Below are 26,381 nucleotides of genomic sequence, written 5' to 3' on the forward strand. Positions count from 1 at the left end.
ATGCGGACTTAATGCGAAATGTTCCGCAATGCGGATTCAACCGCGACGGAATTCATGTGAATTCAAATCGGCCTTTTCTGGAAGTTCACCGATGAGCGCGTCGAGGAAGCCGCCGGCTTCGCGGCCGGCGCGGTCGGCGTCTTGGGCGGCGATCGCTTCGATCAGATCCGTGTGATCGACGTGGGGGTCCATCGTGCTGGTGATGGCGACACTGTCGGCCACCGCCTCGGTCAATCCGCGGTACAGCTCGATGAGCACGGTGTTGTGCGACGCCCGGACCACAGCGAAATGTAGGTCGGCATCGGCGCGCGAGAAGTCGGCGGCGCCGTGCTGGTCGTCTCGGCAGTTGAGGAGCTCGCGGAGCTCGACGACATCGTCTTCGGTGCGGGCTGCCGCCGCCAGCCGGGCGCCCTCGACCTCCAGGCATCGGCGGACCTGAAGCACCTCGCGCAGTCTCGATCCGCACATCCGGCTCAGCGCGCCGGAGATCTCACTGGTGGCGCGGACATAGGTGCCATCACCCCGGCGGACCTCCAGGATCCCGCTGTGTGCCAGCGCGCGGACGGCCTCCCGGACGGTGTTGCGTCCGACCCCGAGGGCGGCGGCCAAGCCCGGTTCGGTCGGGATTCGCGTTCCGACCGGCCATTCACCCGACGTGATGGACAGTCGCAGCTGGTCGATGGCGTGGTCGACCAGCCCGGCGGGGCGTGCGGCGGCGAGCGGCATCCGGAAAACCCTTTTCATCCGATCATGGGATGTATGGCAGGATAGCTCGGTGAGTCGCTACGAGCACGACCTGAGCCTCGAATTGGAGGGTTGCGTCGAAGTGCCGCCCGCCGGCCGGGTCGCCGCCGGCGGAGTCCTGATCGTCGCCGTGGTGCTCACCGCCCTCAACCTGCGCCCCGCGGTCACCAGTGTCGGGCCCGTCCTCGGCGATATGCAGCGAGCACTCGGTGCGTCCGCGATCTGGGCCGGTGTGCTGACCACTTTGCCCGGATTATGTTTCGCGGGAGCCGGTCTGGCGGCGGCGACATTGTCTCGCCGGTTCGGGCTGGGCCGCTCGATCAGCATGGCGCTGGCCATCTTGATTGCGGGCCTTCTTGTCCGAGTGCTCGACGGCCCCTATGTCGTCATCGGCGGAACATTGGTGGCGACGGCGGGAATCGCGGTCATCAACGTCCTGATCCCGGTGGTGATCAAGCAGGCGTTCCCCACCCAACTCGGACTGATGACGGGCATCTATACCGCCGCCCTCCAGGGCGGCGGTGCGCTGGGCTCTGCGGTCACACCGCCGCTCGAGAACGTCTTCGGTGGCTGGCGACCGGCATTGAGCAGTTGGGCGGTGCTGGCCATCGTCGCGCTGCTGGCGTGGCTGATCGCCGTGCGCCACGTCGGCGGCGGCACCCAGGACGTCGCCGGGTCGGGCGAGCACCGGTCGCTGTTGCGGAATCGGCTGGCCTGGACCGTGACGCTGTTCTTCGGAACGCAGTCGATGCTGGCCTACATCATGATGGGCTGGCTGCCCGAAGTGTTCATCGACAACGGCGTCGACAAGACATCCGCGGGCTTGCTCGTCGGGCTGCTCTCGGTGATCGCGGTGCCCATCAGCCTGATCCTCGCGCCGATGGCGGCGCGCTCGGCGCACCAGAGTGGCTGGATCGCCGCGCTGGGCGCGTGCGGTGTCGCCGGGGTGGTGGGCCTGCTGGTCGCCCCGGACTACAGCCCGCTGTTGTGGAGTGTCCTGGTCGGCATCGGCATGAGCGTGTTCTCGTTGGCCCTCACCGTGATCGCCTTGCGCTCTCGCACGCCGCAGGACACCGTTCAGTTGTCAGCCATGGCACAGGGTTACGGCTACCTATTGGCCGGCGTCGGCCCGTTCCTGTTCGGGACGCTCCATGCTGTGACGGGCGGGTGGACCGTACCGTTCATCATGGTGCTGGCTGTGTATGCGGTGCAGATCGTGCTGGGCGTGCTGGCGGGCCGCAACCGCTACGTCTGAGCGAGGAGGGGCGCGGTGTTATCGACGGACTGGTCGCGGTCGATCGGCATCGACGTTCCGATCGTGAACGCGCCGATGGGCGGCGTGGCCGGGGGTGCACTGGCCGCCGCGGTTTCGGGTGCGGGTGGCCTCGGCATGATCGGGATGGGCAGCTCCGGTACCGCCGAGCGACTTGCCGCCGAGCTCGAGCACGTGTCGAATCCGGAGCGCCCCTTCGGGATTGGCCTGGTGGATTGGGTGGTCGCCAGCCAGCCCGGCCTGCTCGATACCGCGCTGGCCGCGGGCCCCACGCTGCTGTGCGTGAGTTTCGGCGACACCTGGGATTGGGTGCCGCGCGCGCACGACGCGGGCGTGATCGCCGCGACCCAGGTCAGTGATCTGTCCAGTGCGCAGCGTGCGGTGGCCGCAGGCATCGACGTGGTGATCGCCCGTGGAGCCGAAGGCGGTGGTCACGGTCAGCCGCTCGTGGGCACGCTGCCGCTGCTGACGGCACTGCTCGATCGCGTATCAGTACCGGTTTTGGCGGCCGGCGGCATCTCGTCCGCGCGGGGGCTGGCCGCGGCGCTCGCCGCGGGTGCCTCGGCGGCGTGGGTGGGAACGGCATTCTGCGCGTGCCCCGAATCGCTGCTGTCCGACAAGGCGCGTGACGTGATGCTGGCGGCGGGGGAGACCGGAACCGTCACCACGCGGGTCTTCGATATCGCGCTGGGGTACCCGTGGCCGGCGCAGCTTCCAGAACGGGTGCTGCGCAACAGCTTCAGTGATCGCTGGGACGGTGACGAGGCCGCGTTGAGTGTCGATCCGGGTGCGGCCGAGGAGTTGGCTCAGGCGATCGCGGCCGAGAATTACTCTGTCGCGCCGATCAACGCCGGGCAGGGTGTTGGTGAGCTGGTCGAGGTTCGGTCGGTCGCCGAGGTGATCGACAAGCTGACTATGCGGGATTGAACGCGTGCCGCGGGATCGTCAGCGGCAGGTCCACCGAGCTCACCAGGCCGGGTTCGGCTGCGACGACATAGGGCACGGCATTGACGACGCGCATCGCGGTGGCCACCATGGCGCCCGCGCCGGACGTCATCGACTCGATGCCGGCCTTCTTGCGATCGCGCAGCGTCACGTCGAACGTGCAGTCGATATCCGGTGTCCCGGTGACAACTATGCGATAACCGAGGGCGTTGGGCAAGGTCGGCCAGTGCGGCGCGACATCGGGCGCCAGCCGGGTGACGTGCTCGATGACGATGGCTTCCTTGCCGTCGACGATTCCGATCGCCTGCATCCGTAACGCGCCGCAGGTGCCGGCCTCGACGGTGCCCATCGCCACGTCCAGCGTCCGCTCGGTGACCGCGCGGTCGAATGTCTCACGCACCTCCTGCAATTCGACGCCGAGCGCGTCGGCCACCATCCGGATCTGGCCGTGCCATTCGCCCGCGATCGCGCCGGGGAAACTGATCCATGGCGTGTAGTCCAGCGGCCGGCCGAATCCCAGTGCGTCGCTCATGATGTCGGGTACGCCGTAGTCGTCGTACAGGCCGATCTCATAGGAGTGGATCTTCTCGATCTGCGACGACTGCGTACTGAGCACGAGCGGCAGGTAATCCGCCGCGAAGCCCGGCTCGATTCCCGACGCGTACAACGTGGCCTGGCCCTGTTTGGCGGCGACCGCCAGTTGATCGCGCCACTGCGCCGGTTCGTAGGCGTGTGGATTGACCAACCGGGTGGTGCTGGTCGTCACGACGTTGAGTCCGGCGCTCAGCAGCGTGACGTAGTCGGGGATATGGCCGGCATCGCGCTCGGGCCCGCTGGCCGCATAGATCACGCAGTCCGGCTTCAGCGCGATCAACGCGTCGGCATCGGTGGTGACCGCCAGCCCGATCGGATCACCGTTGGCCAGCTCGCCGGCGTCACGGCCGTCCTTGTCCGGCGAGTGCACCCAGACGCCGACGAGGTCGAGATCGGGGCGCTGGTGGATGGCGCGGATCGCGATCGATCCGATGCCACCGGTCGACCAGACGACGACGCGGTATCGACCTTCAGCCATCCCGACCTCCGAAACCTAACGTTTGATCCGGAACCTAACAGTCGTCTGTCGGCACGGTCAAGGAAACGGGCGATCCGCCGTCATCGGGAACAAAATTTAGGTTATTGTGAGCCGAGCTCACGCCGCCCCGCGATACCACGCAACGAGGTGTCGCGGACGTGGACCTGTGCAGCTCTGGTCCCCAGATCACGCAGGATGTTCTCCGGGATCCAGCCGACTCCGATGACGGCACGGGCCAGCGTCTCGTTTGACGGGCAGTCGATGCTGATCTCGCCGGACCGGATACCCTCGGCCAGAAGTGATTTCATCTGTTCGACGCGAGTCGAGAACAGCCAGCCGGGGCTCGGGGTGTCCGGGGGGCACTGACGCATCCACGCCAGCTGGATGCGGAACTCGTCACCGAATCGGTCCAGCACGTTGGTGTGAATCCATGACATCGCATCGATCTTCTCCAGTGGCGAGGAGTTCGACTGCAGTACGCGGGTCCATCCTGGCGCGATCTTCTCGCCGAAGGTGCGCATGATGTCGGCCAGCAGTTGGTCTTTCGAACCGATCAGCCGGTACACCGTGCCTATCCCGAGGCCGGCGGCCGAGGCGATGTCCCGGATCGAGGTGAACTCGAAGCCCTTGCGGCCGAACTCAGTACGGGCGACCGCCCGGATACGTCCGCCCTCGTCGTCGGGATCGGTCATCTCTTGCCAGGATTGCACCACCTCGTCGGCGGCGCGGTACGCGGGCGAGGCATCGAGTTCGGCGTCGGTGACGATCTCGGCGGCCAGCCCTTCCAACAGAATCCGGCACAACAGGGCGGCGAGCTTGTCGGCGCCGGCATTGTGCCGGATGACATCCAGGCCGACGTGCAGCATCGTCTGCACGAATCGGTCGGCGAAGACCGGAAGGACGACATGCGCTCCGATGTAGCCGCTCCACCTCGCGGCCCGCAGCGTCTGCAGGGTGGCCGCCAAGATGGCGGCCGGCCGCTGCTGGGCGAGCGCGGTCAGCTCCGGGTCCGGTGACGGAAATTCGTAGAAGGTCATCTGCAATGCGGCCCGATGAGTCACCGCGCACTGGGCGATCGCCGAACCGAGATCGACGAGGCGGTCGAACGCCGACAACGTGCCCGGGTCGTCCAGACGACTCTCGGCCTGCGCGGCGATCCGGTCGAGATCCTCGTGGTAGCGCCGCAGCAGCTCGACAAGGATCGCTTCTTTGGAGTCGAAGTGGTGGTACAGGCTGCCCGCCTGGATGCCCGCGGCGTCGGCGATGTCCTGCAATGACGTTCGGAGCCCGGACACGGCGATCAGCGCAGCGGCGGACTGCAGTATCTCGGTGCGTCGTACCATTGCACCTCCGCCTAGCTGACCAGATGTTTGGTAAACGGTAACAGAACGCCGGTTACGCGCGGGCCGCTCTATCGTTGACGACGGCTAGGCGACTGGGTAGGGTCCGAACAAAAGTTAGGTCATGCACTCGATGGGCAGAAACAATGGCTGACGCACGCTTCGAGCCGAAGATGATGATCGACGGCAAGCTGGTCGACGGCGAGGCGGGCACCTTCGCCAACATCAATCCGGCGACCGAAGAGGTGATCGGCGAGGTGGCCGACGCGTCGAAGGCTGATATGCACCGCGCCATCGACGCGGCCCGGCGCGCGTTCGACGGCACCGATTGGGCCACCAACCACGCCTTCCGGCAGATGTGCCTGCTGCAGCTGCAAGACGCACTGGAAGGCGAGCGGGAAGAACTCCGTGAGGAACTCATCCGCGAGGTCGGCTGTCCGCGCGCCATCACCCATGGGCCGCAGCTCGACGCCCCGCTGGCAGATGCGCTGCGCTACCCGGTCCAGCTCATCGACGAATACGCCTGGGAGACCTCGTTGGGCGACACCGTCGTGTCGGTCACCGGGGTCAACACCACCCGCAAGGTCTGGCGGGAACCGGTCGGTGTCGTGGGCGCGATCGTGCCGTGGAACTTTCCGTTCGAGGTCACCATCCAGAAGATCGGCCAGGCCCTGGGGACCGGCAACACCGTCGTGCTGAAGCCTGCGCCCAACACGCCGTTCAACGCGACCCGGCTGGGCCGGCTGATCGCCGAGAACACCGACATCCCGCCCGGCGTGGTCAATGTCGTCACCGCGTCCGACCACTTCGTCGGCGAGGAACTCACGCTCTCGCCGAAGGTCGACATGATCTCCTTCACCGGATCGACGGTGGTGGGGCAGCGGATCATGGAAAAGGGCGCCGCGACCATGAAGCGGCTCTTCCTCGAACTCGGCGGCAAGTCGGCGACCATCGTTCTGGAGGATGCGGACTTCGCGATCGGCTGCATGATGGGCATCGCCCCCTGCATGCACGCCGGCCAGGGATGCGCCAACCCCACCCGCTTGCTGCTGCCCCGCTCCCGATACGACGAAGGGGTGGAGATCCTGCGCGGCATCTACTCCGGTGTCGCCGCCGGTGACCCACAAGATCCGGGCACGCTGTGCGGCCCGGTGATCTCCGACCGGCAGCGCAGCCGGATCCGCGGCTACATCGGCAAAGGTGTCGAGGAGGGTGCAACGCTGCTCGTCGGTGGAGCCGAGGCGCCTGAAGGACTCGACAAGGGATATTTCGTCAAGCCAACGCTTTTCGTCAACGTCGACAACTCGATGACGATCGCCCAGGAAGAGATCTTCGGCCCGGTGCTCTCGGTGATCCCGTTCGACGACGAGGATGACGCCGTGCGCATCGCCAACGACAGCCCCTACGGTCTGGCCGGCAATGTCATGGCGGGCACTCTGGACAGAGCACTGTCGGTGGCCCGCAGACTGCGGGCCGGGTTCATCGGGCTCAACGGCACCGCAGGCTATGGTGCCGATACGCCGTTCGGGGGATACAAGGCCAGTGGCGTGGGCCGACAGAATGGCACCGCTGGATTCGATCAATACACCGAGATCAAATCGGTTGCCTACCCGGCGAATTGAGGACAGATCTCTTGACCGACTACGACCTGGTGGACTTCTTCACCGACCAGACGCTGGTTCCCGACCCGTATCCCTACTTCGACCACCTGCGTTCGAAATGCCCGGTGACGCCGGCCACCGCGTTCAACGTGCTGGCCGTCACCGGATACGACGCGGCATTGAGCGTGTACAAGAATCCAGCGTTCTCGTCCTGCGTCTCGGTGGCGGGACCGTTCTCGGGCATGCCGATCACCCCGGGTCAGAGTGACGACGTCAGCGAACTGATCGAGCAGCACTGCGCCAATGTGCCTATGGCCGAACACATCACGTCGCAGGATCCGCCGCTGCACACCCGCACCCGCAGCCTGATGAACACTCTCATCACACCCAAGCGGCTCAAGGAGAACGAAGATTTCATGTGGCGGCTGGCCGACCAGCAGCTCGACACCTTCCTGGCCAAAGGACAGTGCGAGTTCCTGGCCGACTACGCAAAACCCTTCTCACTGCTGGTGATTGCCGATCTGCTTGGCGTACCCGCCGGGGATCATGAGGACTTCAAGGCGGTGTTCGCCAATGAGACCGTCGGTGAAATCGGCAAGGATGCGCCGACTACCTCGCACAACCCGCTGGAGTGGCTGAACGAGCGGTTCTACCGCTACCTCGACGAGCGCAGGCGCGCGCCACGCGAGGACGTGCTCACCGGACTGGCGCTCGCTAAGTACGAGGACGGGTCGACCCCCGATCTCGACGACGTGGTGAACCTGTCGACGTTCCTGTTCGCCGCCGGGAGCGAGACGACGACCAAGCTGGTGAGCTCTGCGGTCCGATTCATCGGCGACAACCCCGGATTCGAAGGGCAACTGCGAGACGACCGCAACAAGATCCCGGCGTTCCTCGAAGAGACGCTCCGGATGGAGAGCCCGGTCAAGGCCCACTTCCGGATGGCACGCACCACGACGACGATCGGAGATGTCACCGTCCCGGCCGGAACCACAGTGATGCTGCTGCCAGGCGCCTGTAACCGGGACGCCGCCAAGTTCGAGAACCCGCACGAGTTTCGCGCCGACCGGTCGAACGTGCGCGAGCACATCGCGTTCATCCGCGGTGCGCACTCCTGTCCGGGCGCACCGCTGGCCAGGGCCGAGGGCCGAATTTCGCTGAACCGCATCCTGGATCGCATGCACGACATCAGAATTTCCGAATCCCACCACGGGCCTGCCGAGAACCGGCACTACCGATACGAGCCGACGTTCATCATGCGTGGGCTCAGCGAACTACACATCACCTTCGAGGAGAACCGATGACCGGAAAGCTGGAAGGGAAGGTCGCTTTCATCACCGGCGCCGCTCGCGGGCAGGGCCGGGCGCATGCGATCGCGATGGCCAGGGAAGGCGCCGACATCATCGCCGTCGACATCTGCCGCGACATCCCGTCCAACCCTTACCCGTTGGCCACACCGGATGACCTGGCCGAAACCGAGCGCTCGATCAAGGAGCTCGGCCGCCAGGTCCTGGCGCGGGTGGGAGACGTCCGGGAGCGGCACGAACTGCGCGAAGCCGTCGAGGCCGGCGTGGCGAACTTCGGCAAGATCGACATCGTCGTCGCCAACGCCGGAATCCTGCCGATGGCCATGGGCCGCCCACACGACGCGATGTCGTTCGTGGACGCCAGCGACGTGGATCTGCTCGGGGTGATGAACACCGTCGCGGTGACGGTTCCACACCTGCCCAATGGATCGTCGGTCATCATCACCGGATCGACCGCGGGCATGATTCGGGGCACCACCGACAACCCGAACATGGGGCCCGGCGGGCGTGGCTACGGCTGGAGTAAGCGGGTCATCATCGAGTACGTCGAGGAGATGTCACTGGCTTTGGCGGACAGAATGATCCGCGTCAACGCGATTCATCCGACGAACTGCAACACCCATCTGCTGCAGAACGACGGGATGTACAGCATGTTCCGGCCGGACCTGACCCAGGCGGGTAAGCAGGCCAGCCGCGAAGACGCCGAGCCGCTGTTCACGCTCTTCCAGGCAATGCCGATCCCGTATATCGAGCCCGAGGACATGGCCAACCTCGGCGTGTTCCTCGCCAGCGACGACAGCCGCTACATCACCGGGCAGCAGATCCGGGTCGATGCCGGCTCACTGCTCAAATGGCCGAACGGTCCTGGGGGATAACGGGACACTCATGGGTGCGCTCATCATGCTCGGCACACTGCTCGGTCTGATCGTGCTGATCTTCGCTCTGGTCATCTACTTCGATCCGGAAGCGCGGGACAAATGAACACCTCGCTGACGCCGGTGATGATCGCCGGACTCACCTTCGCCTACGTCGGCGGTGTGGTGTTCCTGCTCGTCGGTGTGTACCTGAGCATTCGACGCGGTCGCATCCACCCGCTGCTGCTGGTCTCCATCTCGGCCATCTCGTTCTCGTGGATCGAAGCGCCCTACGACTGGGCGATGTATGCCCAGTTTCCGCCTGCGCTCCCACGGATGCCGTCGTGGTGGCCGATGAACATGACCTGGGGCGGCGGGCTGCCGTCCTCGGTGCCCATCGGATACATCTCCTACTTCGTCTTCCCGGCGCTGATCGGCGCGGCCGTCGGCCGGTGGCTGGTGAAGCGGTTCGGGTGGCGGCGCCCACAGACCCTGTTGATCGCCGGCTTGGGAGTCGGGTTCTGCTGGGCGTTGTTCTTCAACGCGGTCGTCGGTGCCCACCTTGGGGTCTTCTACTACGGCTACGTGATTCCGGGGCTGGCGATCTTCGAAGGGACCAAGCACCAGTACCCGATCTACGACTCGATTGCGATGGGCGTGCAGATGATGGTGTTCGCCTACCTGCTCGGCCGCACTGACGACCAGGGCCGCAACGCGATCGAAGTCTGGGCCGACAAGCGATCGTCGAGCCGAGCCGGGTCGGCGGTGCTCTCGATCGTGGCGGTCGTCGTCGTGGGACACCTTCTGTACGGGGCGGTGTTCGCACCGCACCTCGCGACCAAGCTGGGAGGCTACGTGACCGCAGGCCCGACCGAGCAGCTCTTCCCAGGCGTCCCGAACCAACCCAGATAGGCCGGCCCGGAATGTACTACGACCCTTTTGATTTCGCGATCGACGACGACCCGTACCCGGTGTGGCGGTGGATGCGCGAAGAGGCGCCGCTGTACTTCAACGACAAGCACGGCTTCTACGCGCTGAGCCGTTATGCCGATGTGGCACGGGCACTTCCGGACTGGCAGACGTACCGATCCGGTCGGGGCACCACCCTGGACATCTTGGCCAGCGGCATCGAGGTGCCGCCGGGCATTCTGCTGTTCGAAGATCCGCCACTACACGATCTGCACCGGCGGCTGCTGTCGCGCGTCTTCACCCCGCGGCGCATGCTGGCGGTCGAGGATCTGGTGCGGAGCTTCTGTGCCCGGGCGCTCGAACCGCTCATGGACGGTGACGGTTTCGACTTCGTCGTCGATCTCGGCGCGATGATGCCGATGCGAACGATCGGCTATCTGCTCGGCATCCCCGAGGAGAGCCAGGAAGCGATCCGCGACCGCAACGACCACCGCATCAGTGTCGCCGCCGGTGCCGGAGATGTCAGCCCGACGATCTTCCAGGATGCGATCGCGGAGTTCGCCGAGTACATCGAGTGGCGGTCGGCCCATCCCTCCGATGATCTGATGACCGACCTGCTCAACGCCGAGGTCGAGGAACCGGACGGCACCCGGCGGCGGCTGGAACGCAACGAGGTGCTCGCTTACACGGCGATGATCGCCGGTGCGGGCAATGAAACCACCGCCCGGCTCATCGGATTCATGGGCCAGTTGCTGGGCGAACACCCGGAGCAGCGGCATGAACTCGCCGGGGACCCGTCGCTGATCGCGGGCGCGGTGGAGGAGACGCTGCGCTACGAGCCGCCGTCGCCTGTCCAAGCGCGGTACGTGGCACGTGATGTCGAACTGTACGGCCAGACCGTCGCCGAGGGGTCGCACATGTTGTTGCTCAACGGCTCGGCGAACCGGGACGACGCGCATTTCGCCGACCCGGATCGCTTCGACATCCACCGCGGCGGCGGGCATCTGAGCTTCGGTCAGGGCATCCACTTCTGCCTCGGTTCGGCGCTGGCCCGGCTCGAAGCCCGGGTGGCGTTCGAGGAGGTTCTCAAACGATGGATCGACTGGGATGTGGACTACGAAAATGCCAGCAGGGGAAGGACATCCAGCGTGCGGGGCTGGGCGCGGCTGCCGGTCAGGACACGGTAGCCGGCTGGCGGTTCAGCCACCGCCGCACCGTGAAGAACGGTATCGTCCAGCCTAACCATGCACCGAGACCCGCGGCCAACCACAGGTAGTGGTCCCGATTACCCTCAAAGACGCTGTCCTGCAACGGCTGCAATGAGACAAAGATGATCGGCGTCCAGATCCGGTTGGTGACGATCGACAGCGCGAGGGTGGCGGACAGGACCATCTGACGGCGGTGCTCGGCGAATCGACGCCGGCGCGCGAACAGGTATCCGGTCGACGTGAACCACAACCACACGCACGCCAGCGTCACATTGCTGACCGCCAGGAGCGGCCCGAACGGGGTCGCGGCCCCGATGACCAGCGCGCTGAGCGCGGCAGGGATGGCGGTAGCCACGTAGATGCGACCGCAGCGGCGGTGCAGCGTCGGTCGCCGGGCACGCAGTCCCGGCCAGAGCTGGGCGACTGCCATCACCATCGCCACGGCGGCGAACATGACATGTGCCACCAGCAGCGGGTAGTGCAGCGCGAATGTCGCCGGCACCCGGGTATGGCCGGTGAGATAGGGCGGCAGGGAGAAGACGAGAAACACCGCGACGACCAGGGCAAGGATTTTTGCGTATGACATACGCAAAAGCGTACGCTATACGCACCAGCGGTGTGCGTCGTTTAGGCTGGCCCTGATGCCCAGCGAGAAATTGCGCCTGAGCCGCGACCGGATCGTCACGGCGGCGATCGAGCACGCCGATGTCGACGGCCTCGGCGCCCTGTCGATGGCCAGGCTGGCCGAGCGGCTGGGCTGCGGCACCATGTCGCTGTATCGGCATATCGCCAACAAGGACGAATTGGTGGTGTGCATGCTCTCGGCCGCCTCCGGGCCGCCGCCGGTGGCGGCCCAAGGCGCGGATTGGCGTGCCGCTCTTACTGATTGGTCCTTCGGTCTATGGGATGTCTACCACCGGCATCCATGGATCCTGGCGGCATCGGCCGCCGGGCCGCCCACCGACCCGGGCCAATTGGCTTGGCTGGATGCCGGTTTGGCCGCCCTCGGCGGGACTCGGATGAGCGAGCGCGACAAGCTGGCCGCCGTCCTGGCGATACTGCATTTCGCCCGCGGTGCCGCTGCCCTGGCAATCGAGGCGCCCGCGGACGGTCCGGACTACCCGGGACTGATGCGCAGCGTGATCGACTCGGATCGGTTCCCCGCGCTGGCGTCCGCGCTCGAGGCCGGCGCCTTCGACGACGGCGACGACAGCCATGTCGGCGAGTTCCGATCCGGGCTGGATCAGCTGCTCGACGGCATCTCGCTCAAGGTCTAGCCTGCCGGCTGATAGATCGACTTGGTCTCCAGATAGGCGGCCAACCCCTCGGGTCCGAGTTCACGCCCCAGGCCGCTGGCCTTCACACCGCCGAACGGCGCTGTCGGGTCGGGCAGGTAGTGGTTGATTCCCACCGTGCCCGACCGCACACCCTTGGCGACGGCCAGCCCGCGCTGCGGGTCGGTGGTCCATACCGAACCGCCGAGGCCGTAGTCGTTGGCATTGGCAATGCGGACCGCGTCCTCGTCGTCGTCGTAGCCGATGACTGTCAGCACCGGCCCGAAAATCTCCTCTCGGGCGATCGAGGTGTCGTTGTCCACGTCGGCGAAGACGGTCGGCGAGACGAACCACCCGGTGTCGAACGGACGCGTGCCGCCGGTGGTGAGGCGGGCGCCGCTGCTCGCGGCGGCGGCGATCGCGGATTCGACGCGGTCGCGCTGGCGCGAACTCACCAGCGGCCCGATCTGGGTGGCCGGATCCAAGGAGTCGCCCACGGTCAGCGAGGCCGCCAACGCCGTCACCACGTCGACGACCTCGGTGTAGCGGCTTCGGGGCGCAAGGATTCTCGTCCCGAGGAAGCAGGTCTGTCCGTTGTTGAGCAGCGTTGCGGCAAAGAGCTTCTCGCCGATCACGCCCAGATCCAGGTCGGCGTCGTCGAGGAAGATCGCGGCCGATTTGCCGCCGAGTTCCAGCGTGACCGGCCGCAGCAGTCCGCCGCACACCGTCGCGATCTCCCGGCCGGTCTGGGTGGAGCCGGTGAACGCCACCTTGTCGATTCCGGGGTGCGCCACCAGGTATGCGCCCGTCTCGCGCCCGCCGGGCACCACGTTGATGACCCCCGGCGGGATATCGGACTCGGCCACGGCTTCGGCGAACAGGACGGCGTCGAATACCGTCTCCGGCGCGGGCTTGATGACGAAGGTGCAGCCCGCGGCCAGACCGGGGGCGTACTTGAACGCACCCAGCACCTGCGGGAAATTCCACGGCACGATCGCACCCACCACTCCGACCGGGGTCCGCGTGATGGTGGTCTGTCCGCCGAGCAGGCCTGGTCGCTCGCTGCTGAACTCCTCGGCGCAGGCCAGCTGGGCGTAGTAGCGCAGCAGCAGCTGGGGGAACACCGCCTCGAGCTGGCCGGCGATCGTGACCGGCATCCCATTCTGAGTGCTGACGGCCTGTGCCAGTTGCTCACTGCGCCGGTCGAGAGCGTCGGCGAGGGTTTCCATGGCGGCCGCCCGCTTGTCCGCGGGCCAGTTCGGCCAGCCGTCCGGGGCGTCGAAGGCGGCCCTGGCCGCGGCGACCGCCGCATCGATATCGGCGTGGACACCCGCGGCAACCGTCGCGAGCCGCTGCTCGTTGTTGGGCGAGACCAGAACGATCTCTTCGCCGGAGCTCGGTGCGGTCCACCGGCCGCCGATCAGGAACCTGTCGTATTGGGTGCTCATGGGCCCACAACGTATTCATCCCGGTACCGCAGCGGTACCGGGATGAATAGCAATGCGCCCGAATGAGCGCCGGAAATATCCCTTCCGGGAGGGTTACGGGGCGTAGCAGCGCTCGTCACCGTTGATGTTGATCCAGCAGTTGGGGCTGATGAAGTGTGCGTTGGGTCCGGGCTCGTTCAGCACGCAGTTCGGGCCCTCCAGGTGAAAGCCGATTCCGCAGCCGTCGGCTGCGCTTGCGGTGGGAGCGAAGCTCAGGCCCAGGGCCAGCGCGCCGGCGGCGGCGACACTGGCGAAAAGTCCTGCGGCACGCTTCGAGATCTGTGCAGTCATCGTGTCCTCCGAGTTTCAGTCCTGCCCTGGTTGGGCGAGGTACGAAAGGAATAGTGCGCTCGGGGTGCCTCGTCGTCTGTCCGCCAAGCGGAGGTTGTGCGGGACGAATCCTGGATCCACCGATTGGGGGATGTATCGCGTTGACCGCCAAAAAAACTCGCCCGGGCCACAGGCCCGGGCGAGTTCGAGGGAGATCTCAGTAGCAGCGCTGATCCCCGGCGGCATTGATCCAGCAGTTCGGATGCCCCGGGTCGAAGCCGGCGTCGGGCCCGGGCGCATTGACCCGGCAGTCACCGCCGGCGAGGTGGTAGCCATAGCCGCAGCCGTCGGCTGCGCTTGCGGTGGGGGCGAAGCTCAGTCCCAGGGTCAGTGCACCGGCGGCGACGGCACTGGCGAAGAGTCCTGCAGCACGCTTGGTGATCTGTGCAGTCATGGTGTCCTCCGAGATTCTGGGCCTGCCCTGGCTGAGCGAGGCACGAGACGAATACTGCGCCCTGCCGCGCGGCGCGTCTGTCCGCCAAGCGGACCGGGTAACGGGCGAATTGCGCATCCGCCGATCGGGGGACGCCGTAGACTCCCGGGTAGTAGTAGCGGGGGGTGGCCATGCGTACAGCGGCCTGCATAGCGGGAATTGGCGGTTTTGCCGTGGCGCTGGGCGTGGGTGCCGCGGTGACCGCGGGTTGCGGGCTCGCCTCGGCCGACGCGCCCGATTCCGGGTCGTCGGCGCGTCAAGCGACGTCGAGCACTCACGCGAGCGTTGGCCGTTCGCCGCGGCCCAAACCCAAGACCGCCACGGCGCCGAAGACTGCGAAACCCTTGTCCGACAACATCTCCCGAATATCTTTGGGTCGGCCCAAGGCGACGGCGACGACGACAGCCGCCGTCGCCAGTTCGCCCGTCACCACCAAAGAAGGCTGGGTCACCGGCCCGAACACCCTGACGCCGAGCCGATTCGGTATCTATGGCACCGACGTCGGCATCATGTGGGACAACGGCATGACCGGCGACAACCGCCAGGTGCTGATGATCTTCGGGGACACCTTCAGCGCCGCGGGCATGAGAGGAGTCTGGCGCTCGAACGTGCTGCTGCGGACCAGTGATCCCATCAACCGCGTCTTCGCGCCCGGCTCGACCACCAACCCGTTCGCCGGTTCGCCGCTGAGTTCGGCCGGCATGTCCAAGCAGGTGATCGCCGGCAGCGCACGGCATCTCGGCCCATTCGGCTCCGAGGTGACGATCATTCCCACTGCCGCGATCTCAGTGCCCTACGACAATCAGTACGGCGCCCGGCAATATGTGAACTTCATGTCGGTGCGGTCCTGGGACTTCGGCGGCGCATGGACCACCAACTACTCGGCAATCGCCTACTCCGATGACAACGGCCAGAACTGGACGGTCGCACCGCAGACCATCAGGGCGGCCAGCTGGCTGCGGTCGAGCACGCCATTCGTGTACGGAAACCAGAACTTTCAGCAAGGTGCGTTCGTCAAGCCGCCAGCCGATTCCGAGGATGCCGGATACGTCTTCTCCTACGGAACCCCGTCGGGCCGGCTGGGCTCGGCCTATGTATCCCGGGTCAAAGAGGCCGACATCCTGGACCTGACGAAATACGAGTACTGGGACGGCGACGCCTGGGTTGCGGGCAAGCCCGGCGCGGCGGTGCCCATCCTGCCGGCAACTCGCAGTAATCAGTACGCCGGCGGGATCCTCGGCCAGCTCGGCCTGTTCTTCGGCAGCTGGGTGGCCGGTATCTTCGGGGTCGGCGGCCCCAGCGGACATGTCAGCGAGATGTCTGTGCAGTACAACACCTATCTCAACAAGTACGTGGCGATGTACTCCAGCAGCGTCGGCAGCGTGATCATCCGCACCGCCGACACCCCGCAAGGCACCTGGTCGGCGCCCACCACCCTGGTGACGTCGCTGCAATACCCGGGGCTGTACGCGCCGATGATGGATCCGTGGTCGACCGGCCAGGACATCTACTGGAACCTGTCGATCTGGGGCGACTACAACGTCGCGCTGATGAAGACGACGCTGGCTTAGGCGCCGGCGAAGAACTCCAGCGTTATCCCGTCGGGATCGCGGAAACTCAACCCGGAACCGTAGTGCGCGTCCACGATTCCGCCGTGGGCGATGCCCAGCTCGTCCAGGCGCGCCTCCCACTGCTCCAGTTCGGCACGGTTGGCGACGCCGAATCCGACGTGGTCCAGGCCGACGTTGTGCTCGCTGAACGGCTGATCCGCGGGAGCGGTGGTGTGCTGGTGCAAGCCGAACAGGGTGCCGTTGTCGAGCAGGAACACCGAATGGTGAAAACCGGCGTCGGTGTCCTCGTCGAGCACCGGATCCGAGCCGATGAGCGCGCGGTACCACGGCACGCTGACCGAGAGGTCACGCACCGTGACCGCGACGTGGGCGAGGGTGGGAAACGTCATGGCACACCTTCCTGGAGGGGTACTAACAACAGGTATTACGAGGATGCTCGGCCAGATGTTCATGCCGGCCGGTATCTGAGCCGCTGACTGCGTCGACGAACGCAGCCAGATCGGTGCGCTCGCCGCTGAGCCAGGTGCCACTCACGAGGGCCGTGTCGGCCAACTCGGCGGGATCCACGGCGTACGGATCTGCGGTCAGCTCGGTGAAATCGGCCAGCTTGCCGATCTCGATCGATCCGATCAGCTTGTCCCGGTGCAGGGTTCGGGCGGCATTGATGGTGTGCGCACACAGCGCCTGGTCGAGGGCGATGCACTGATCGGCGCCGTGGACCGTGCCGGCCCGGGTCCGCCGGGTCACGGCCGTCTGGATGTTGAGCACCGGCGTCGGCGGCGACACTGACCCGTCGTTGTGCAGCGAAACCACCGCCCCGGAGGCCACCGCGTCGGCGAAGGCCGCCCACCGGCTGCCGTGCTCGTGGTCGAAGATCTGTCCGTCCAGCAGATCACCCCAGTAGTAGTACTGGAACGGTGCCATCGACACGTGCACGCCCAGACTCGCGGCCCGGTCGAACTGCTTGCGGGTGCCAGCCCCGAGATGTTCCAGACGCCAACGGTGGTCGGTGCCGAGGAGGTTGTGGCGGTGCAGCGCATCTTGGTACGCGTCCAGCGCCAGGTCGACGGCCAGATCGCCATTGGCGTGAAAGGCCATCTGCCAGCCGGTGGGTGCCGCGACGTCGAGGACGGCGTCGAGCTGCTCGCGGGTGTAGTTCATCGACTGCATGCCGCCGGCCACCGCGGGGTCGATGCCTGCCGTTCTGGTGGCCTCGGTGCCCAGATACGGAAATGAGATCGCGATGTTCCCGATCCACGGTGACCCGTCTGTCCAGAGTTTGACGCCCTGCTTGACCAGCAATTGTTCTGCGACACTGAAGCTTTCGGCGGCGTTGTAGGTGTCGGTGGTCGACATCTCCCACATGCTGACCCGCAGCGGGCAGGACGGCGCGGCCGCCAGCGCCTCGTAGGCCGATTTGAATTTCGGGTCGTAGGTCATGTCCGAGGTCGACGTGTAGCCGCCCCGGGACATCCAGGCGTAGTACTCGGCGGCACTGACCAGCGGGTTGCCCAGTTGGGCCAACACCGGCCCGGCGACGGCGAGCAGCACCGCCGTCTCGAACCCCTGCCCGTCCAGGCTGCCGTCGGGATTCCGGCCGAAATGAGCGCCGACCGGATCGGCCGGCGGGTTAACGTCCCAGCCGTGCTGTTTCATGACCGCGGTGTTGAAATACACGCCATGGCCGGAGTTGTCGGTGACGACCGCGATCCGCTCGCCGAAGATGCGGTCGAGTTCGGGGGCCTTCGGCGACGGGCGCTTGTGCAGCAGCGCGTCGAAGCCGGCGAACAGCAGCGGGGTGGCGGGGTCGGTGTTGGCTTTCGCGTCGGCGAAGATCGCCTCGATATCTGACCAGGCCGGCGCGTCCCATGGCGCGATCGAACGTGCCGGCGCCTGGGTGGCGATTCCGCTCATGATCGGATGGCTGTGCGGCTCAACGAATCCCGGGAGCAGGGCGGCGGCACCGGTGTCGATCAGCTCGGCGTCGGGGTGCTCCGCCCGGCACTGCGCGACCGAGCCCACCGCTGCGATGCGCCCGTCCGTTATCGCAACGGCCTCCGCGCGGGACTGCACCGGATCCATCGTGATGACGGTCCCTGCTGTGAGAATTTTCGTCGACATCAGACGATCCGCTGTCCGCGTCGGGCCCTGGCACGCATATCCCAGAGGTAGAGCTGATAACCGAAGATCCACGCCTGATGGGGGATCAGCTTGTCCGCCAGGCGCAACGCGGCGAGCAGCCATTCGAAGCGGCGCTGCTGTTCGGCACCCCACCGCAGGCGCATCATCGAGCGGAACTCAGGCGGCAGGAAACCGGTCGTCGCGAACAAGTTGAACCGGCCGAGTGTCGCGCGCACCGGCCAGGGCATAAAGGCCATGGCCGCAACGCCTTTGAGATGTTCGCGCACCGGCGGGTCGATGGTCAGGTCGTCGAGCGCGTTCTTCCAGTACTCGTCGAACGCCGCGCGGTCGGCCGGCCACATGCTCTCCCGCACCTGCAGCGTGGTGCCCAGCCGGCTGGCGTCGGCGTACACCGCGTCGGCTGCGGCCTCGTCGAGCGGGCCGTAGAGGAATTCGTGCTGGTCGATGTAATAGCGGTACAGGCATGCCGCCACCCACAGTTGCAGCTGCGGATCGAAGGCGCGGTAGGACACCGGGCTGGCCGGCGTCGAACGCACCTGCGCGTGGGCGGTGTCGACCGCGGAGCGGATCAGGGCGCGGTCGGCATCGGTCCCAATGGTGGCCGCGGCCAGATAGGTGCCGGTGGTGCGGGCCCGCTTGATCGGATGCTTGTAGACGTTGCCGCTGTCCACCGGGCTCTCGAGCACGCCGTAACCCACACCGGGATGCGCGAGCTGCATGATCACGTTGGCCGCGGGTGCCAGCGCGGCGGCCGGGTTGAGCAGGTCGGAGACCCGCTTCGGATGGCGCATCATCGCGGCCTCATTCGGGCAGTACATCACGTGTGAGAGAGTGCCGGGGTGTTTGCGCGCAGACCGTGGCGGGGTGTCGGCATCCTGGCGGGCCAACTGGCCGACGTGGCCCTCGGCGATCCGGTACGTGGTCATCCCGTTTCGGGGTTCGGTTGGTGTGCAGCCGCACTCGAAGAACTGACCTACCGTGACAGCCGCGCGGCCGGCGCGCTGCACACCGCTGTGCTGCTGGGCGGGCTCGCTGTCTCCGGTGCGCTGGCGGAGCGGGGCAGGGGCGGTCCCGGACTGGCGTTGGCCACTGCCTCGGCCACGTGGTCGGCATTGGGCGGAACGACACTGGGCCGCACCGGTGAGCGGGTGGCTGATCTGGTGGCCGCCGGTGACATCGACGGCGCCAGGGCGGTGCTGCCGTCGCTGTGCGGCCGGGACCCGTCGGCACTCGACGCCGACGGGCTGGTCAGGGCGGCGCTCGAATCGGTGGCCGAGAACACCTCTGACGCCCACGTTGCGCCGCTCTTGTGGGCGGCGGCCGGGGGAGTGCCGGGCGTCATGGTGTACCGGGGCGTCAACACTCTCGACGCGATGATCGGACACAAATCCGAGCGCTACACCCGGTTCGGTTGGGCGGCAGCACGTTTGGACGACGCCGCCAACTACGTCGCGGCCCGGGTGGGCGGTGTGCTGGTGGTGGTCTGCGCGCCGCTGGTCGGCGGTTCTCCGGTCGGCGCGCTGCGAGCCTGGCACCGCGACGCGGCGCGACACCCCAGCCCGAATGCCGGCGTGGTGGAGGCTACCTTCGCCGGCGCCTTGGGGGTGCGCCTCGGGGGCCCGACGCAATACCACCATCAACTGGAAATCCGGCCCACCCTCGGCGATGGCCACATCCCGGGTATCGAAGACCTGCGCCGGGCGGTGCGATTGTCGCGGGCCGTTCAGTTCGCCGCGGCGGTCGTCGCGATCGGTCTCACTGTCGTCGGCCGTAACGGTCGGCGAGCTTGTCCTCGACCGTGACCGGGGCGGTCTTCTTCTCGGCGGCGGCCGCGGCATCGCGGCGGCGGGCCTTGATCTCCGAATAGGCGAAGTAGCCGAGTCCGATCGGGGCCACGATGCCGAAGGCGATCCATTGGATGCCGTACGAGAGGAAGGGCCCCGGGTCCAGATGCGGCAGCTCGGCGACGCCGAGAACGCCGGGCTGGTTCTCCACCAACTGCAGATACGAACCGGCCAGCGGCACCCCGGTCGCCGCCGTCACCTCTTTGGTGTCGATGGCGTAGACCTGCGTGAAGCCGTCCTCGCGGAACGGCGGCTTGTCAGCCGGCGCAGTCTCCGAATCACGCAGCCGCGCGGTGATCGACACCGTGCCGGCCGGAACCGGCGCGACCTCGGGGACCTCGTTGCCCTGGATCGGAAGCACGTAGCCCCGGTCGACGAGCACGGTCGGCCCGCCGTCGACCGCGAAGGGAACCAGGACGTTGAAGGCCGGTGAGCCGCCGACCACGCGCAGCCGGGCCAGCACCTGGGCGGTCGGCACATAGTGGCCGGTGGCCGTCACCCGATGCCACTGCGAATCCGGTGCCGACGAATCCTGCTGCGGCAGAAGCGTTGTCACCGGAACCGGGTCGGCCTTGAGCGAGTTCTCGATCTGCGAGTTCTCCCGGTTGGTCTTGGTGTTCTTGCCCAGCTGCCAGGGGGCCAGCACGGTGAAGCACAGATAGGCGAACGCCACCACCACCAACGCCAGGGCTATCCAGCCCGGGCGCAGCAGGAACGTCAGCCGCTTCATCAGCCGGTCAGGCCCTCGGCGGCCAGCTGCTCGTCGACCCAGGCGTGCAGGCCCGGCAGGGCCGCCTCGATCACGGTGAAAGTCTCCTCGAAATCGGCATGGCCGCCGTAGTACGGGTCCTCGACGTCGTCGGCGTGCTTGCCCGACCGCGGGTCGAACGAGCGCAGCAGCCGCACCCGCTCGGGTTCCACCCCGAGATGGGTCAGCATCCGCACGTGGTTGCGGCCGAGCGCGATCACCAAGTCGGCGCCCAGGTGATCGTCGTCCACTTGCGCCGCGGAGTGGTCGGTCGGGTATCCGTGCCGGCGCAGGACGGCGTTGGCCCGCTCGTCGGCCCCGTCCCCGACGTGCCAGTTGCCCGTCCCGCCGCTGGTGACCCGGACCAGGTGGCCCAGGCCGCGCTGCTCGATCTGGTGGGCGAACATCTTCTCGGCCATCGGTGAGCGGCAGATGTTGCCCGAACATACGAACGTGATGTGCACCAACTTCGAGTCAGACACCGAGCACCTCCCGCAGCGCCGACACCGTCGACACGTGGGCGGCCGCCGCCCCGGCGAGATGCGGCTCCAGGAAGTCAGCCGCGCCGTAGCCCCAACCCACCACGACCGTGTCGATACCGTGCTCGGCGGCGCCCTCGACGTCGTGGGCGCGATCACCCACCATCAGCACCCGCTCGGGCAGCGGCTGGAGCTGGCCCAGCGCATGGGCGAGCACATCGGACTTGTTCGAGCGCGACCCGTCGACGGTGGCGCCGGCGATCACGTCGAAGTGCTCGGCCAGCCCGAAATGCTCGAGGATCCGCCGCGCGGTGGGCTCGGCCTTGGAGGTGGCCACCGCCAGCCGCACCCCGGCCGCGCGCAAGTCACCCAGCAGCTGCGGAATGCCGTCGAACAGGCTGTTCATCGCCCAGCCGCGGCTGGTGTAGTCGGCGCGGTAGGCGGCGATCGCCTCGTCGGCGCGGTCGCCGAGGCCCAGGCCGGACAGGGTCAGATGCATCGGCGGCCCGACGACCCGGGTGGCCAGGTCACCGGCGGGCACCTCGGCGCCGACCGCGGCCAGCGCGTGCCGGAAGCTGGCCAGGATGCCGTCGGCCGAGTCGGTGAGGGTGCCGTCGAGATCGAAGATCACCAACTGCGGGCGGGTGTCGGAGGCCGTGCTTGTCACCGGTCCATTGTTGCCGATCGCCGCGCACTACTGTTCTTGGCGTGGTGGGCGTGAAACTGGCCGAGGTCATCGACGTGCTCGACGCCGCCTATCCGCCCACGCTCGCGCACAGCTGGGACTCGGTCGGCCTGGTGTGCGGCGACCCCGACGACGTCGTCGATTCGGTGACGGTGGCCGTGGACGCCACCGCAGAGGTCGCGGCGACAGTCGGCCCTCGCGGGCTGCTGCTGGCCCACCACCCGCTGCTGCTGCGCGGGGTGGACACGGTCGCGGCCAGCACCCCGAAGGGCGCGCTGATCCACCGGCTGATCCGGGCCGGTGCCGCGCTGTTCACCGCGCACACCAACGCCGACTCGGCCAACCCCGGGGTGTCCGACGCGTTGGCCGAGGTGCTCGGGCTGACCGTCGAGGCCGTGCTCGACCCGGCCGCCGGCCAGGACACCGACAAATGGGTGGTCTTCGTGCCGGCCGACGAGGCTGAGGCGGTCCGCTCGGCCATGTTCGCCGCGGGTGCGGGAGATACCGGCACCGTCGGATCGGTGGAGCCGGTCAGCGAGGACCGGGTCGAGGTGGTCGCCCCGGCGCGGTTGCGCGCCCACGTGCTGGCGGCGCTGCGCGCAGCACATCCATACGAGGAGCCGGCGTTCGACGTGATACCGCTGGCGGTGCTGCCTGCCGGTGTGGGCGTCGGGCGGATCGGGACGCTCGCCGAGCCGTTGCGGTTCGCCGACTTCGTCGCGCGGGCGGCTGCAGTGCTGCCGCAGACCACCTGGGGTGTGCGTGCGGCCGGTGACGCGGACGCGCCGGTTACGCGGGTCGCGGTCTGTGGCGGCGCGGGCGATTCGCTGCTCGGTGCGGCCGCCGCGGCGGGCGTGGACGCTTATCTGACGGCCGATCTGCGGCACCATCCCGCCGACGAGCACCGCCGCGCCAGCGGTGTCGCGTTGGTCGATGTCGCACACTGGGCCAGCGAATACCCGTGGTGCGCGCAGGCCGCGTCGCTGCTGCGCACTCATTTCGGTGCCGCGCTGCCGGTCGAGGTCTGCGACCTGCGCACCGACCCGTGGAATATCGAACTTTCGAAAGGCATGTCGTGAAAGCTGAATTGGCACAGCAACGTTCGTTGCTGGAGCTGGCCGAGCTGGATGCCGAGCTGGCCCGGCTCGCGCACCGGGCCGCCAACCTGCCCGAGCAACAGACCTTCGAGACGGTGCAGACCGACCACCGCGAGGTGGGGGATCGGCTGGCCGCGCTGGCCATCGCCCTCGAGGACGTCGACGCCCAGGTGGCGCGGTTCGAAACCGAGATCGACGGGGTGCGCCAGCGCGAGGACCGCGATCGCAAGCTGCTCGACTCCGGCACTGTCAGTCCCAAGCAGCTCGAGGAATTGCAGCACGAGCTGGAGACGTTGGAGCGAAGGCAGGCCAGCCTGGAGGATTCGCTGCTCGAGGTGATGGAACGCGTCGAACAGCTGACCAGTGACCAATCTGTGGAACGCGCGAAAGCCGAAGCGCTGCAAGCGGACCTGACCACCGCCGGACACAACCGCGACGAGGCGCTGGAGGAGATCGAGAAGCAGCGCGGACAGCGCACCGCCCAACGGGACGGGATCCTGGCCGGGCTGGACGCGGGCTTGGCCCAGCTGTACGAACGGCAGCGGGCCGCCTCTGGTGTCGGTGCCGCGAGGCTGCTGGGCCGGCGGTGCGGCGCGTGCCGCATCGAGCTGGATCGCGGCGAGCTGGCCCGGATCTCGGCCACGCCGGAGGACGAGGTGGTCCGCTGCCCCGAGTGCCAGGCGATCCTGCTGCGCCTGGGCGGGGCATCGTCGTGAAGGTCCTCGTCGAGGCCGACGGCGGATCGCGGGGCAACCCCGGCCCGGCCGGGTACGGCTGTGTGGTCTGGTCGGCGGATCACCAGACCGTGCTCGCCGAGCATGGCACGGCGATCGGGGTCACCACCAACAATGTCGCCGAATACCGCGGGCTCATCGCAGGCCTGGAAGAAGCACGGGCGCTGGGCGCCAATGAGGTTGCCGTGTCGATGGATTCGAAGCTCGTTGTCGAACAGATGACCGGCCGCTGGAAGGTCAAGCATCCCGCGATGGCCGAGCTGCAACAGCAGGCCCGTGCGCTGGCGTCGACATTTGATTCGGTGACCTACCAGTGGATTCCGCGCGAGCAGAACTCCTATGCCGACCGCCTGGCCAACGAAGCGATGGATGCTGCCGCCGCGGGAACGCCGGCCGCGGCGGTCGCCGTGCCGCCCGCGGTCTGGACCGGCAACCAGGGGGCGCCGACCCGCATGCTGCTGCTGCGGCACGGCCAGACCGAATTCTCCCGCGAGCGGCGCTATTCGGGCCGCGGCAACCCGGAGCTGACCGAGACCGGACGCAGCCAGGCCGACGCCGCGGCGCGGTACCTGGCCGAACGCGGTGGCATCGACGCGGTGATCTCCTCGCCGTTGCGCCGCGCCTATGACACGGCGTCCGCCGCGGCCAAGGCGCTAGGCCTGGACGTGACGGTCGACGACGATCTGATCGAGACGGATTTCGGTGCCTGGGAAGGGCTGACGTTCGCCGAAGCCCGCCAACGCGACCCGGACCTGCACGGGCACTGGCTGCGCAACACCAGCCTGCGTCCGCCGGCCGGGGAGAGCTTCGACGATGTGCAGGAACGGATTCAGCGGTTGCGGTCGCGGATCATCGCCGAGTACCCGGGCAACACTGTCCTGGTGGTCTCGCATGTGACGCCGATCAAAACCATGCTGCGCCTTGCGCTGGACGCGGGAACCAGCATCCTGCACCGGTTGCATCTGGATCTCGCGTCGCTGAGCATCGCAGAGTTCTATCCCGATGGCGGGTCGTCGGTGCGGCTGGTGAACCAGACCTCGTATCTGGGCTGAGGCCTACTGTCGCAGGTGAACTCGTTCGCCGTGCGGGCCGAACAGGATGATGGCTTCTACCGGGCCGTCGACCGTCCCGAACCAGTGCGGTGTCCACGTGCTGAATTCCACGGCCTCGCCGGGGTCGATGACGAAATGCTGGTCACCCAGAATCAACTGGAGGCGACCGGACAGCACATAAAGCCACTCCTGGCCCTCGTGGGTGGGCAGTTCGGGGGGTGGGGTGCGCCGCCGCGCACTGATGCGGATCTTGAAGGCCTGCGGTCCGCCGCCGCTGTGCCGGGTCAGCGGCCAGTATGTGACCAGGTGCCTGGTGTGCGACGGGGCGCGTACCCGGGGGTCGACGGTCTCCGGCGCGCCGAGTAATTCGTCGGTGCTGACCGACAGCGCCGCGGCCAGCCGGGGCAGGTGATCGAGGGCGAGCCGGCGCTTGCCCGATTCCAGCCGGCTCAGCGTCGAGACGTCGATACCGGCCCGGGACGCGACGTCCTCGAGGGTCAGCCCGAGCCGGCCACGCAGTTCGCGCAGCCGCCTGCGCACCCTGGAATCGACGTCGTCGTTTGCCTGCATGGCAAAAGACCTTGCCACCCCGGCACTGACGTCGGCAAGCTGGGCGCATGGACACCGATCACCACACCCACTGGGAAGCCCGCTACGCCGAGAAGTCACGGATCTGGAGCGGACGGCCCAACGCCCGCCTCGAAGAGATCGTCGGCGGGCTGACCGGGTCGCGTGCACTGGACCTGGGCTGCGGCGAGGGGGGTGACGCCATGTGGTTGGCCGAACACGGCTGGCAGGTCGTGGCCGTCGACGTCTCCACCACCGCGCTGGCCCGCGCCGCCGAAGACGCCGAGACCCGAGGAGTACTGGCGCACATCGATTTTCAGCAGCACGACCTGACCAAGACCCTGCCCGAGGGGCCCTTCGATCTGGTGTCGGCGCACTTCTTCCACACCACCCTGGAGATGGATCGGCTGGCGATCCTGCGCCGGGCCGCCGCCACCCTGACACCGGGCGGAACTCTGCTGATCGTCGACCACGGCGCCGCCCCGCCCTGGGCGTCGGAGGAGGTGCACCATCACCAATTCCCGCCCGCCGAGGAGGTGCTGGCCGGCCTCGCCCTGGACGACACGCAGTGGGAGACGGTTCGGCTCGGTCCGGTCGAGCGCGATGCGGTCGGGCCGGACGGTCAGCAGGGCCACCTCGTCGACAATGTGATCCAGCTGCGGCGCAAATGAGCTAGTTTGTTCAG

28 protein-coding genes are annotated in these 26,381 nt (G+C 67.4%); 14 read left to right on the top strand and 14 right to left on the bottom strand.

Going from position 1 to position 26,381, the window contains the following annotated elements:
- Positions 1 to 36 precede the first annotated feature (36 nt).
- Positions 37 to 726: a FadR/GntR family transcriptional regulator gene (locus HPC46_RS22890; RefSeq protein ID WP_179474187.1), complete on the bottom strand. Its 690-nt coding sequence runs from the start codon at positions 724 to 726 to the stop codon at positions 37 to 39.
- Between the two features lie 49 nt (positions 727 to 775).
- Between HPC46_RS22890 and HPC46_RS22895 the strand changes: the two genes are divergently transcribed.
- Both HPC46_RS22895 and HPC46_RS22900 read left to right on the top strand, forming a co-directional pair.
- On the top strand, positions 776 to 1,999 hold the full coding sequence (locus tag HPC46_RS22895; protein WP_407665549.1) for a CynX/NimT family MFS transporter: 1,224 nt from the start codon (positions 776 to 778) through the stop codon (positions 1,997 to 1,999).
- Positions 2,000 to 2,014: 15 nt separating this feature from the next.
- Positions 2,015 to 2,944 carry an NAD(P)H-dependent flavin oxidoreductase gene (locus tag HPC46_RS22900; protein ID WP_179474191.1) on the top strand — a complete coding sequence of 310 codons (930 nt, stop codon included), beginning with the start codon at positions 2,015 to 2,017 and terminating at the stop codon, positions 2,942 to 2,944.
- Here the strand turns inward: HPC46_RS22900 and HPC46_RS22905 are convergent.
- Both HPC46_RS22905 and HPC46_RS22910 read right to left on the bottom strand, forming a co-directional pair.
- Complete coding sequence (locus tag HPC46_RS22905) at positions 2,931 to 4,034, bottom strand: NAD(P)H-dependent amine dehydrogenase family protein (protein WP_179474193.1); 1,104 nt, start codon at positions 4,032 to 4,034, stop codon at positions 2,931 to 2,933. The two genes, HPC46_RS22900 and HPC46_RS22905, sit on opposite strands and share 14 nt — an antisense overlap.
- Positions 4,035 to 4,135: 101 nt before the next feature.
- Entirely contained in the window at positions 4,136 to 5,377 is a 1,242-nt protein-coding gene (locus HPC46_RS22910; RefSeq protein WP_179474195.1) for a TetR/AcrR family transcriptional regulator, read from the bottom strand.
- Between the two features lie 143 nt (positions 5,378 to 5,520).
- Between HPC46_RS22910 and HPC46_RS22915 the strand changes: the two genes are divergently transcribed.
- From HPC46_RS22915 to HPC46_RS22935, 5 genes are all read left to right on the top strand, one after another.
- Positions 5,521 to 6,996: an aldehyde dehydrogenase family protein gene (locus HPC46_RS22915; RefSeq protein WP_179474197.1), complete on the top strand. Its 1,476-nt coding sequence runs from the start codon at positions 5,521 to 5,523 to the stop codon at positions 6,994 to 6,996.
- A gap of 11 nt (positions 6,997 to 7,007) precedes the next feature.
- Entirely contained in the window at positions 7,008 to 8,279 is a 1,272-nt protein-coding gene (locus tag HPC46_RS22920; RefSeq protein ID WP_179474199.1) for a cytochrome P450, read from the top strand.
- Positions 8,276 to 9,157 (top strand): mycofactocin-coupled SDR family oxidoreductase, encoded by an 882-nt coding sequence (locus HPC46_RS22925; RefSeq protein ID WP_179474201.1) that lies wholly within the window; start codon positions 8,276 to 8,278, stop codon positions 9,155 to 9,157. Before HPC46_RS22920 ends, HPC46_RS22925 begins: the two co-directional genes overlap by 4 nt.
- Positions 9,158 to 9,259: 102 nt before the next feature.
- Entirely contained in the window at positions 9,260 to 10,048 is a 789-nt protein-coding gene (locus tag HPC46_RS22930; protein ID WP_179474203.1) for a spirocyclase AveC family protein, read from the top strand.
- Between the two features lie 11 nt (positions 10,049 to 10,059).
- Positions 10,060 to 11,232, top strand: a complete 1,173-nt coding sequence (locus HPC46_RS22935) for a cytochrome P450 (protein WP_179474205.1) — start codon at positions 10,060 to 10,062, stop codon at positions 11,230 to 11,232.
- On the opposite strand, the gene HPC46_RS22940 is transcribed toward HPC46_RS22935, so the two are convergent.
- Entirely contained in the window at positions 11,219 to 11,839 is a 621-nt protein-coding gene (locus tag HPC46_RS22940; RefSeq protein WP_179474206.1) for a DUF2306 domain-containing protein, read from the bottom strand. The two genes, HPC46_RS22935 and HPC46_RS22940, sit on opposite strands and share 14 nt — an antisense overlap.
- A gap of 55 nt (positions 11,840 to 11,894) precedes the next feature.
- Between HPC46_RS22940 and HPC46_RS22945 the strand changes: the two genes are divergently transcribed.
- Positions 11,895 to 12,530 carry a TetR/AcrR family transcriptional regulator gene (locus HPC46_RS22945; protein ID WP_179474208.1) on the top strand — a complete coding sequence of 212 codons (636 nt, stop codon included), beginning with the start codon at positions 11,895 to 11,897 and terminating at the stop codon, positions 12,528 to 12,530.
- Here HPC46_RS22945 and HPC46_RS22950 read toward each other — a convergent pair.
- From HPC46_RS22950 to HPC46_RS22960, 3 genes are all read right to left on the bottom strand, one after another.
- Positions 12,527 to 13,975 carry an aldehyde dehydrogenase gene (locus HPC46_RS22950; RefSeq protein WP_179474210.1) on the bottom strand — a complete coding sequence of 483 codons (1,449 nt, stop codon included), beginning with the start codon at positions 13,973 to 13,975 and terminating at the stop codon, positions 12,527 to 12,529. The genes HPC46_RS22945 and HPC46_RS22950 overlap by 4 nt on opposite strands.
- Before the next feature lie 93 nt (positions 13,976 to 14,068).
- On the bottom strand, positions 14,069 to 14,305 hold the full coding sequence (locus tag HPC46_RS22955) for a hypothetical protein (protein WP_218894561.1): 237 nt from the start codon (positions 14,303 to 14,305) through the stop codon (positions 14,069 to 14,071).
- A gap of 196 nt (positions 14,306 to 14,501) precedes the next feature.
- The gene (locus tag HPC46_RS22960) at positions 14,502 to 14,738 is read right to left on the bottom strand and encodes a GCG_CRPN prefix-to-repeats domain-containing protein (protein ID WP_218894562.1); all 237 of its coding nucleotides are present in this window, start codon (positions 14,736 to 14,738) and stop codon (positions 14,502 to 14,504) included.
- Between the two features lie 170 nt (positions 14,739 to 14,908).
- Between HPC46_RS22960 and HPC46_RS22965 the strand changes: the two genes are divergently transcribed.
- Positions 14,909 to 16,348 (top strand): glycoside hydrolase family 183 protein, encoded by a 1,440-nt coding sequence (locus HPC46_RS22965; RefSeq protein ID WP_179474212.1) that lies wholly within the window; start codon positions 14,909 to 14,911, stop codon positions 16,346 to 16,348.
- Here the strand turns inward: HPC46_RS22965 and HPC46_RS22970 are convergent.
- The 3 genes from HPC46_RS22970 to HPC46_RS22980 are packed head-to-tail and all read right to left on the bottom strand — an operon-like array spanning position 16,345 to position 19,284.
- A complete protein-coding gene (locus tag HPC46_RS22970; protein WP_179474214.1) occupies positions 16,345 to 16,737 on the bottom strand; it encodes a VOC family protein in 393 nt (130 codons plus the stop codon). The two genes, HPC46_RS22965 and HPC46_RS22970, sit on opposite strands and share 4 nt — an antisense overlap.
- Before the next feature lie 22 nt (positions 16,738 to 16,759).
- A complete protein-coding gene (locus HPC46_RS22975) occupies positions 16,760 to 18,469 on the bottom strand; it encodes an amidohydrolase (protein WP_179474216.1) in 1,710 nt (569 codons plus the stop codon).
- Positions 18,469 to 19,284 (bottom strand): oxygenase MpaB family protein, encoded by an 816-nt coding sequence (locus HPC46_RS22980; protein ID WP_179474218.1) that lies wholly within the window; start codon positions 19,282 to 19,284, stop codon positions 18,469 to 18,471. The genes HPC46_RS22975 and HPC46_RS22980 overlap by 1 nt, the downstream gene beginning before the upstream one ends.
- A gap of 45 nt (positions 19,285 to 19,329) precedes the next feature.
- On the opposite strand from HPC46_RS22980, the gene HPC46_RS22985 reads away from it, so the two are divergent.
- Complete coding sequence (locus HPC46_RS22985; protein WP_179474220.1) at positions 19,330 to 20,292, top strand: cobalamin biosynthesis protein; 963 nt, start codon at positions 19,330 to 19,332, stop codon at positions 20,290 to 20,292.
- On the opposite strand, the gene HPC46_RS22990 is transcribed toward HPC46_RS22985, so the two are convergent.
- The 3 genes from HPC46_RS22990 to HPC46_RS23000 are packed head-to-tail and all read right to left on the bottom strand — an operon-like array spanning position 20,246 to position 22,228.
- Positions 20,246 to 21,064, bottom strand: coding sequence for an SURF1 family cytochrome oxidase biogenesis protein (locus tag HPC46_RS22990; protein ID WP_179474222.1), 819 nt, complete (start codon positions 21,062 to 21,064; stop codon positions 20,246 to 20,248). The genes HPC46_RS22985 and HPC46_RS22990 overlap by 47 nt on opposite strands.
- Positions 21,064 to 21,564: a low molecular weight protein-tyrosine-phosphatase gene (locus HPC46_RS22995; protein WP_179474224.1), complete on the bottom strand. Its 501-nt coding sequence runs from the start codon at positions 21,562 to 21,564 to the stop codon at positions 21,064 to 21,066. Before HPC46_RS22995 ends, HPC46_RS22990 begins: the two co-directional genes overlap by 1 nt.
- A complete protein-coding gene (locus HPC46_RS23000) occupies positions 21,557 to 22,228 on the bottom strand; it encodes an HAD-IA family hydrolase (protein ID WP_179474226.1) in 672 nt (223 codons plus the stop codon). Before HPC46_RS23000 ends, HPC46_RS22995 begins: the two co-directional genes overlap by 8 nt.
- A gap of 44 nt (positions 22,229 to 22,272) precedes the next feature.
- On the opposite strand from HPC46_RS23000, the gene HPC46_RS23005 reads away from it, so the two are divergent.
- From HPC46_RS23005 to HPC46_RS23015, 3 genes are read left to right on the top strand one after another with little or no spacing between them, the layout of a single operon-like run.
- On the top strand, positions 22,273 to 23,325 hold the full coding sequence (locus HPC46_RS23005; protein ID WP_179474282.1) for a Nif3-like dinuclear metal center hexameric protein: 1,053 nt from the start codon (positions 22,273 to 22,275) through the stop codon (positions 23,323 to 23,325).
- Positions 23,322 to 24,059 (top strand): zinc ribbon domain-containing protein, encoded by a 738-nt coding sequence (locus HPC46_RS23010; protein ID WP_179474228.1) that lies wholly within the window; start codon positions 23,322 to 23,324, stop codon positions 24,057 to 24,059. The genes HPC46_RS23005 and HPC46_RS23010 overlap by 4 nt, the downstream gene beginning before the upstream one ends.
- Positions 24,056 to 25,129: a bifunctional RNase H/acid phosphatase gene (locus HPC46_RS23015; protein WP_179474230.1), complete on the top strand. Its 1,074-nt coding sequence runs from the start codon at positions 24,056 to 24,058 to the stop codon at positions 25,127 to 25,129. The genes HPC46_RS23010 and HPC46_RS23015 overlap by 4 nt, the downstream gene beginning before the upstream one ends.
- Positions 25,130 to 25,132: 3 nt before the next feature.
- Here the strand turns inward: HPC46_RS23015 and HPC46_RS23020 are convergent, their stop codons facing one another.
- Complete coding sequence (locus tag HPC46_RS23020) at positions 25,133 to 25,699, bottom strand: type II toxin-antitoxin system RelB family anti-toxin (RefSeq protein ID WP_179474232.1); 567 nt, start codon at positions 25,697 to 25,699, stop codon at positions 25,133 to 25,135.
- 47 nt (positions 25,700 to 25,746) lie between these two features.
- On the opposite strand from HPC46_RS23020, the gene HPC46_RS23025 reads away from it, so the two are divergent.
- Positions 25,747 to 26,367, top strand: coding sequence for a class I SAM-dependent methyltransferase (locus tag HPC46_RS23025; RefSeq protein ID WP_179474234.1), 621 nt, complete (start codon positions 25,747 to 25,749; stop codon positions 26,365 to 26,367).
- Positions 26,368 to 26,381 lie beyond the last annotated feature (14 nt).

The organism is Mycolicibacterium vinylchloridicum (assembly GCF_013404075.1).
Classification (GTDB): Bacteria; Actinomycetota; Actinomycetes; order Mycobacteriales; family Mycobacteriaceae; genus Mycobacterium; species Mycobacterium vinylchloridicum.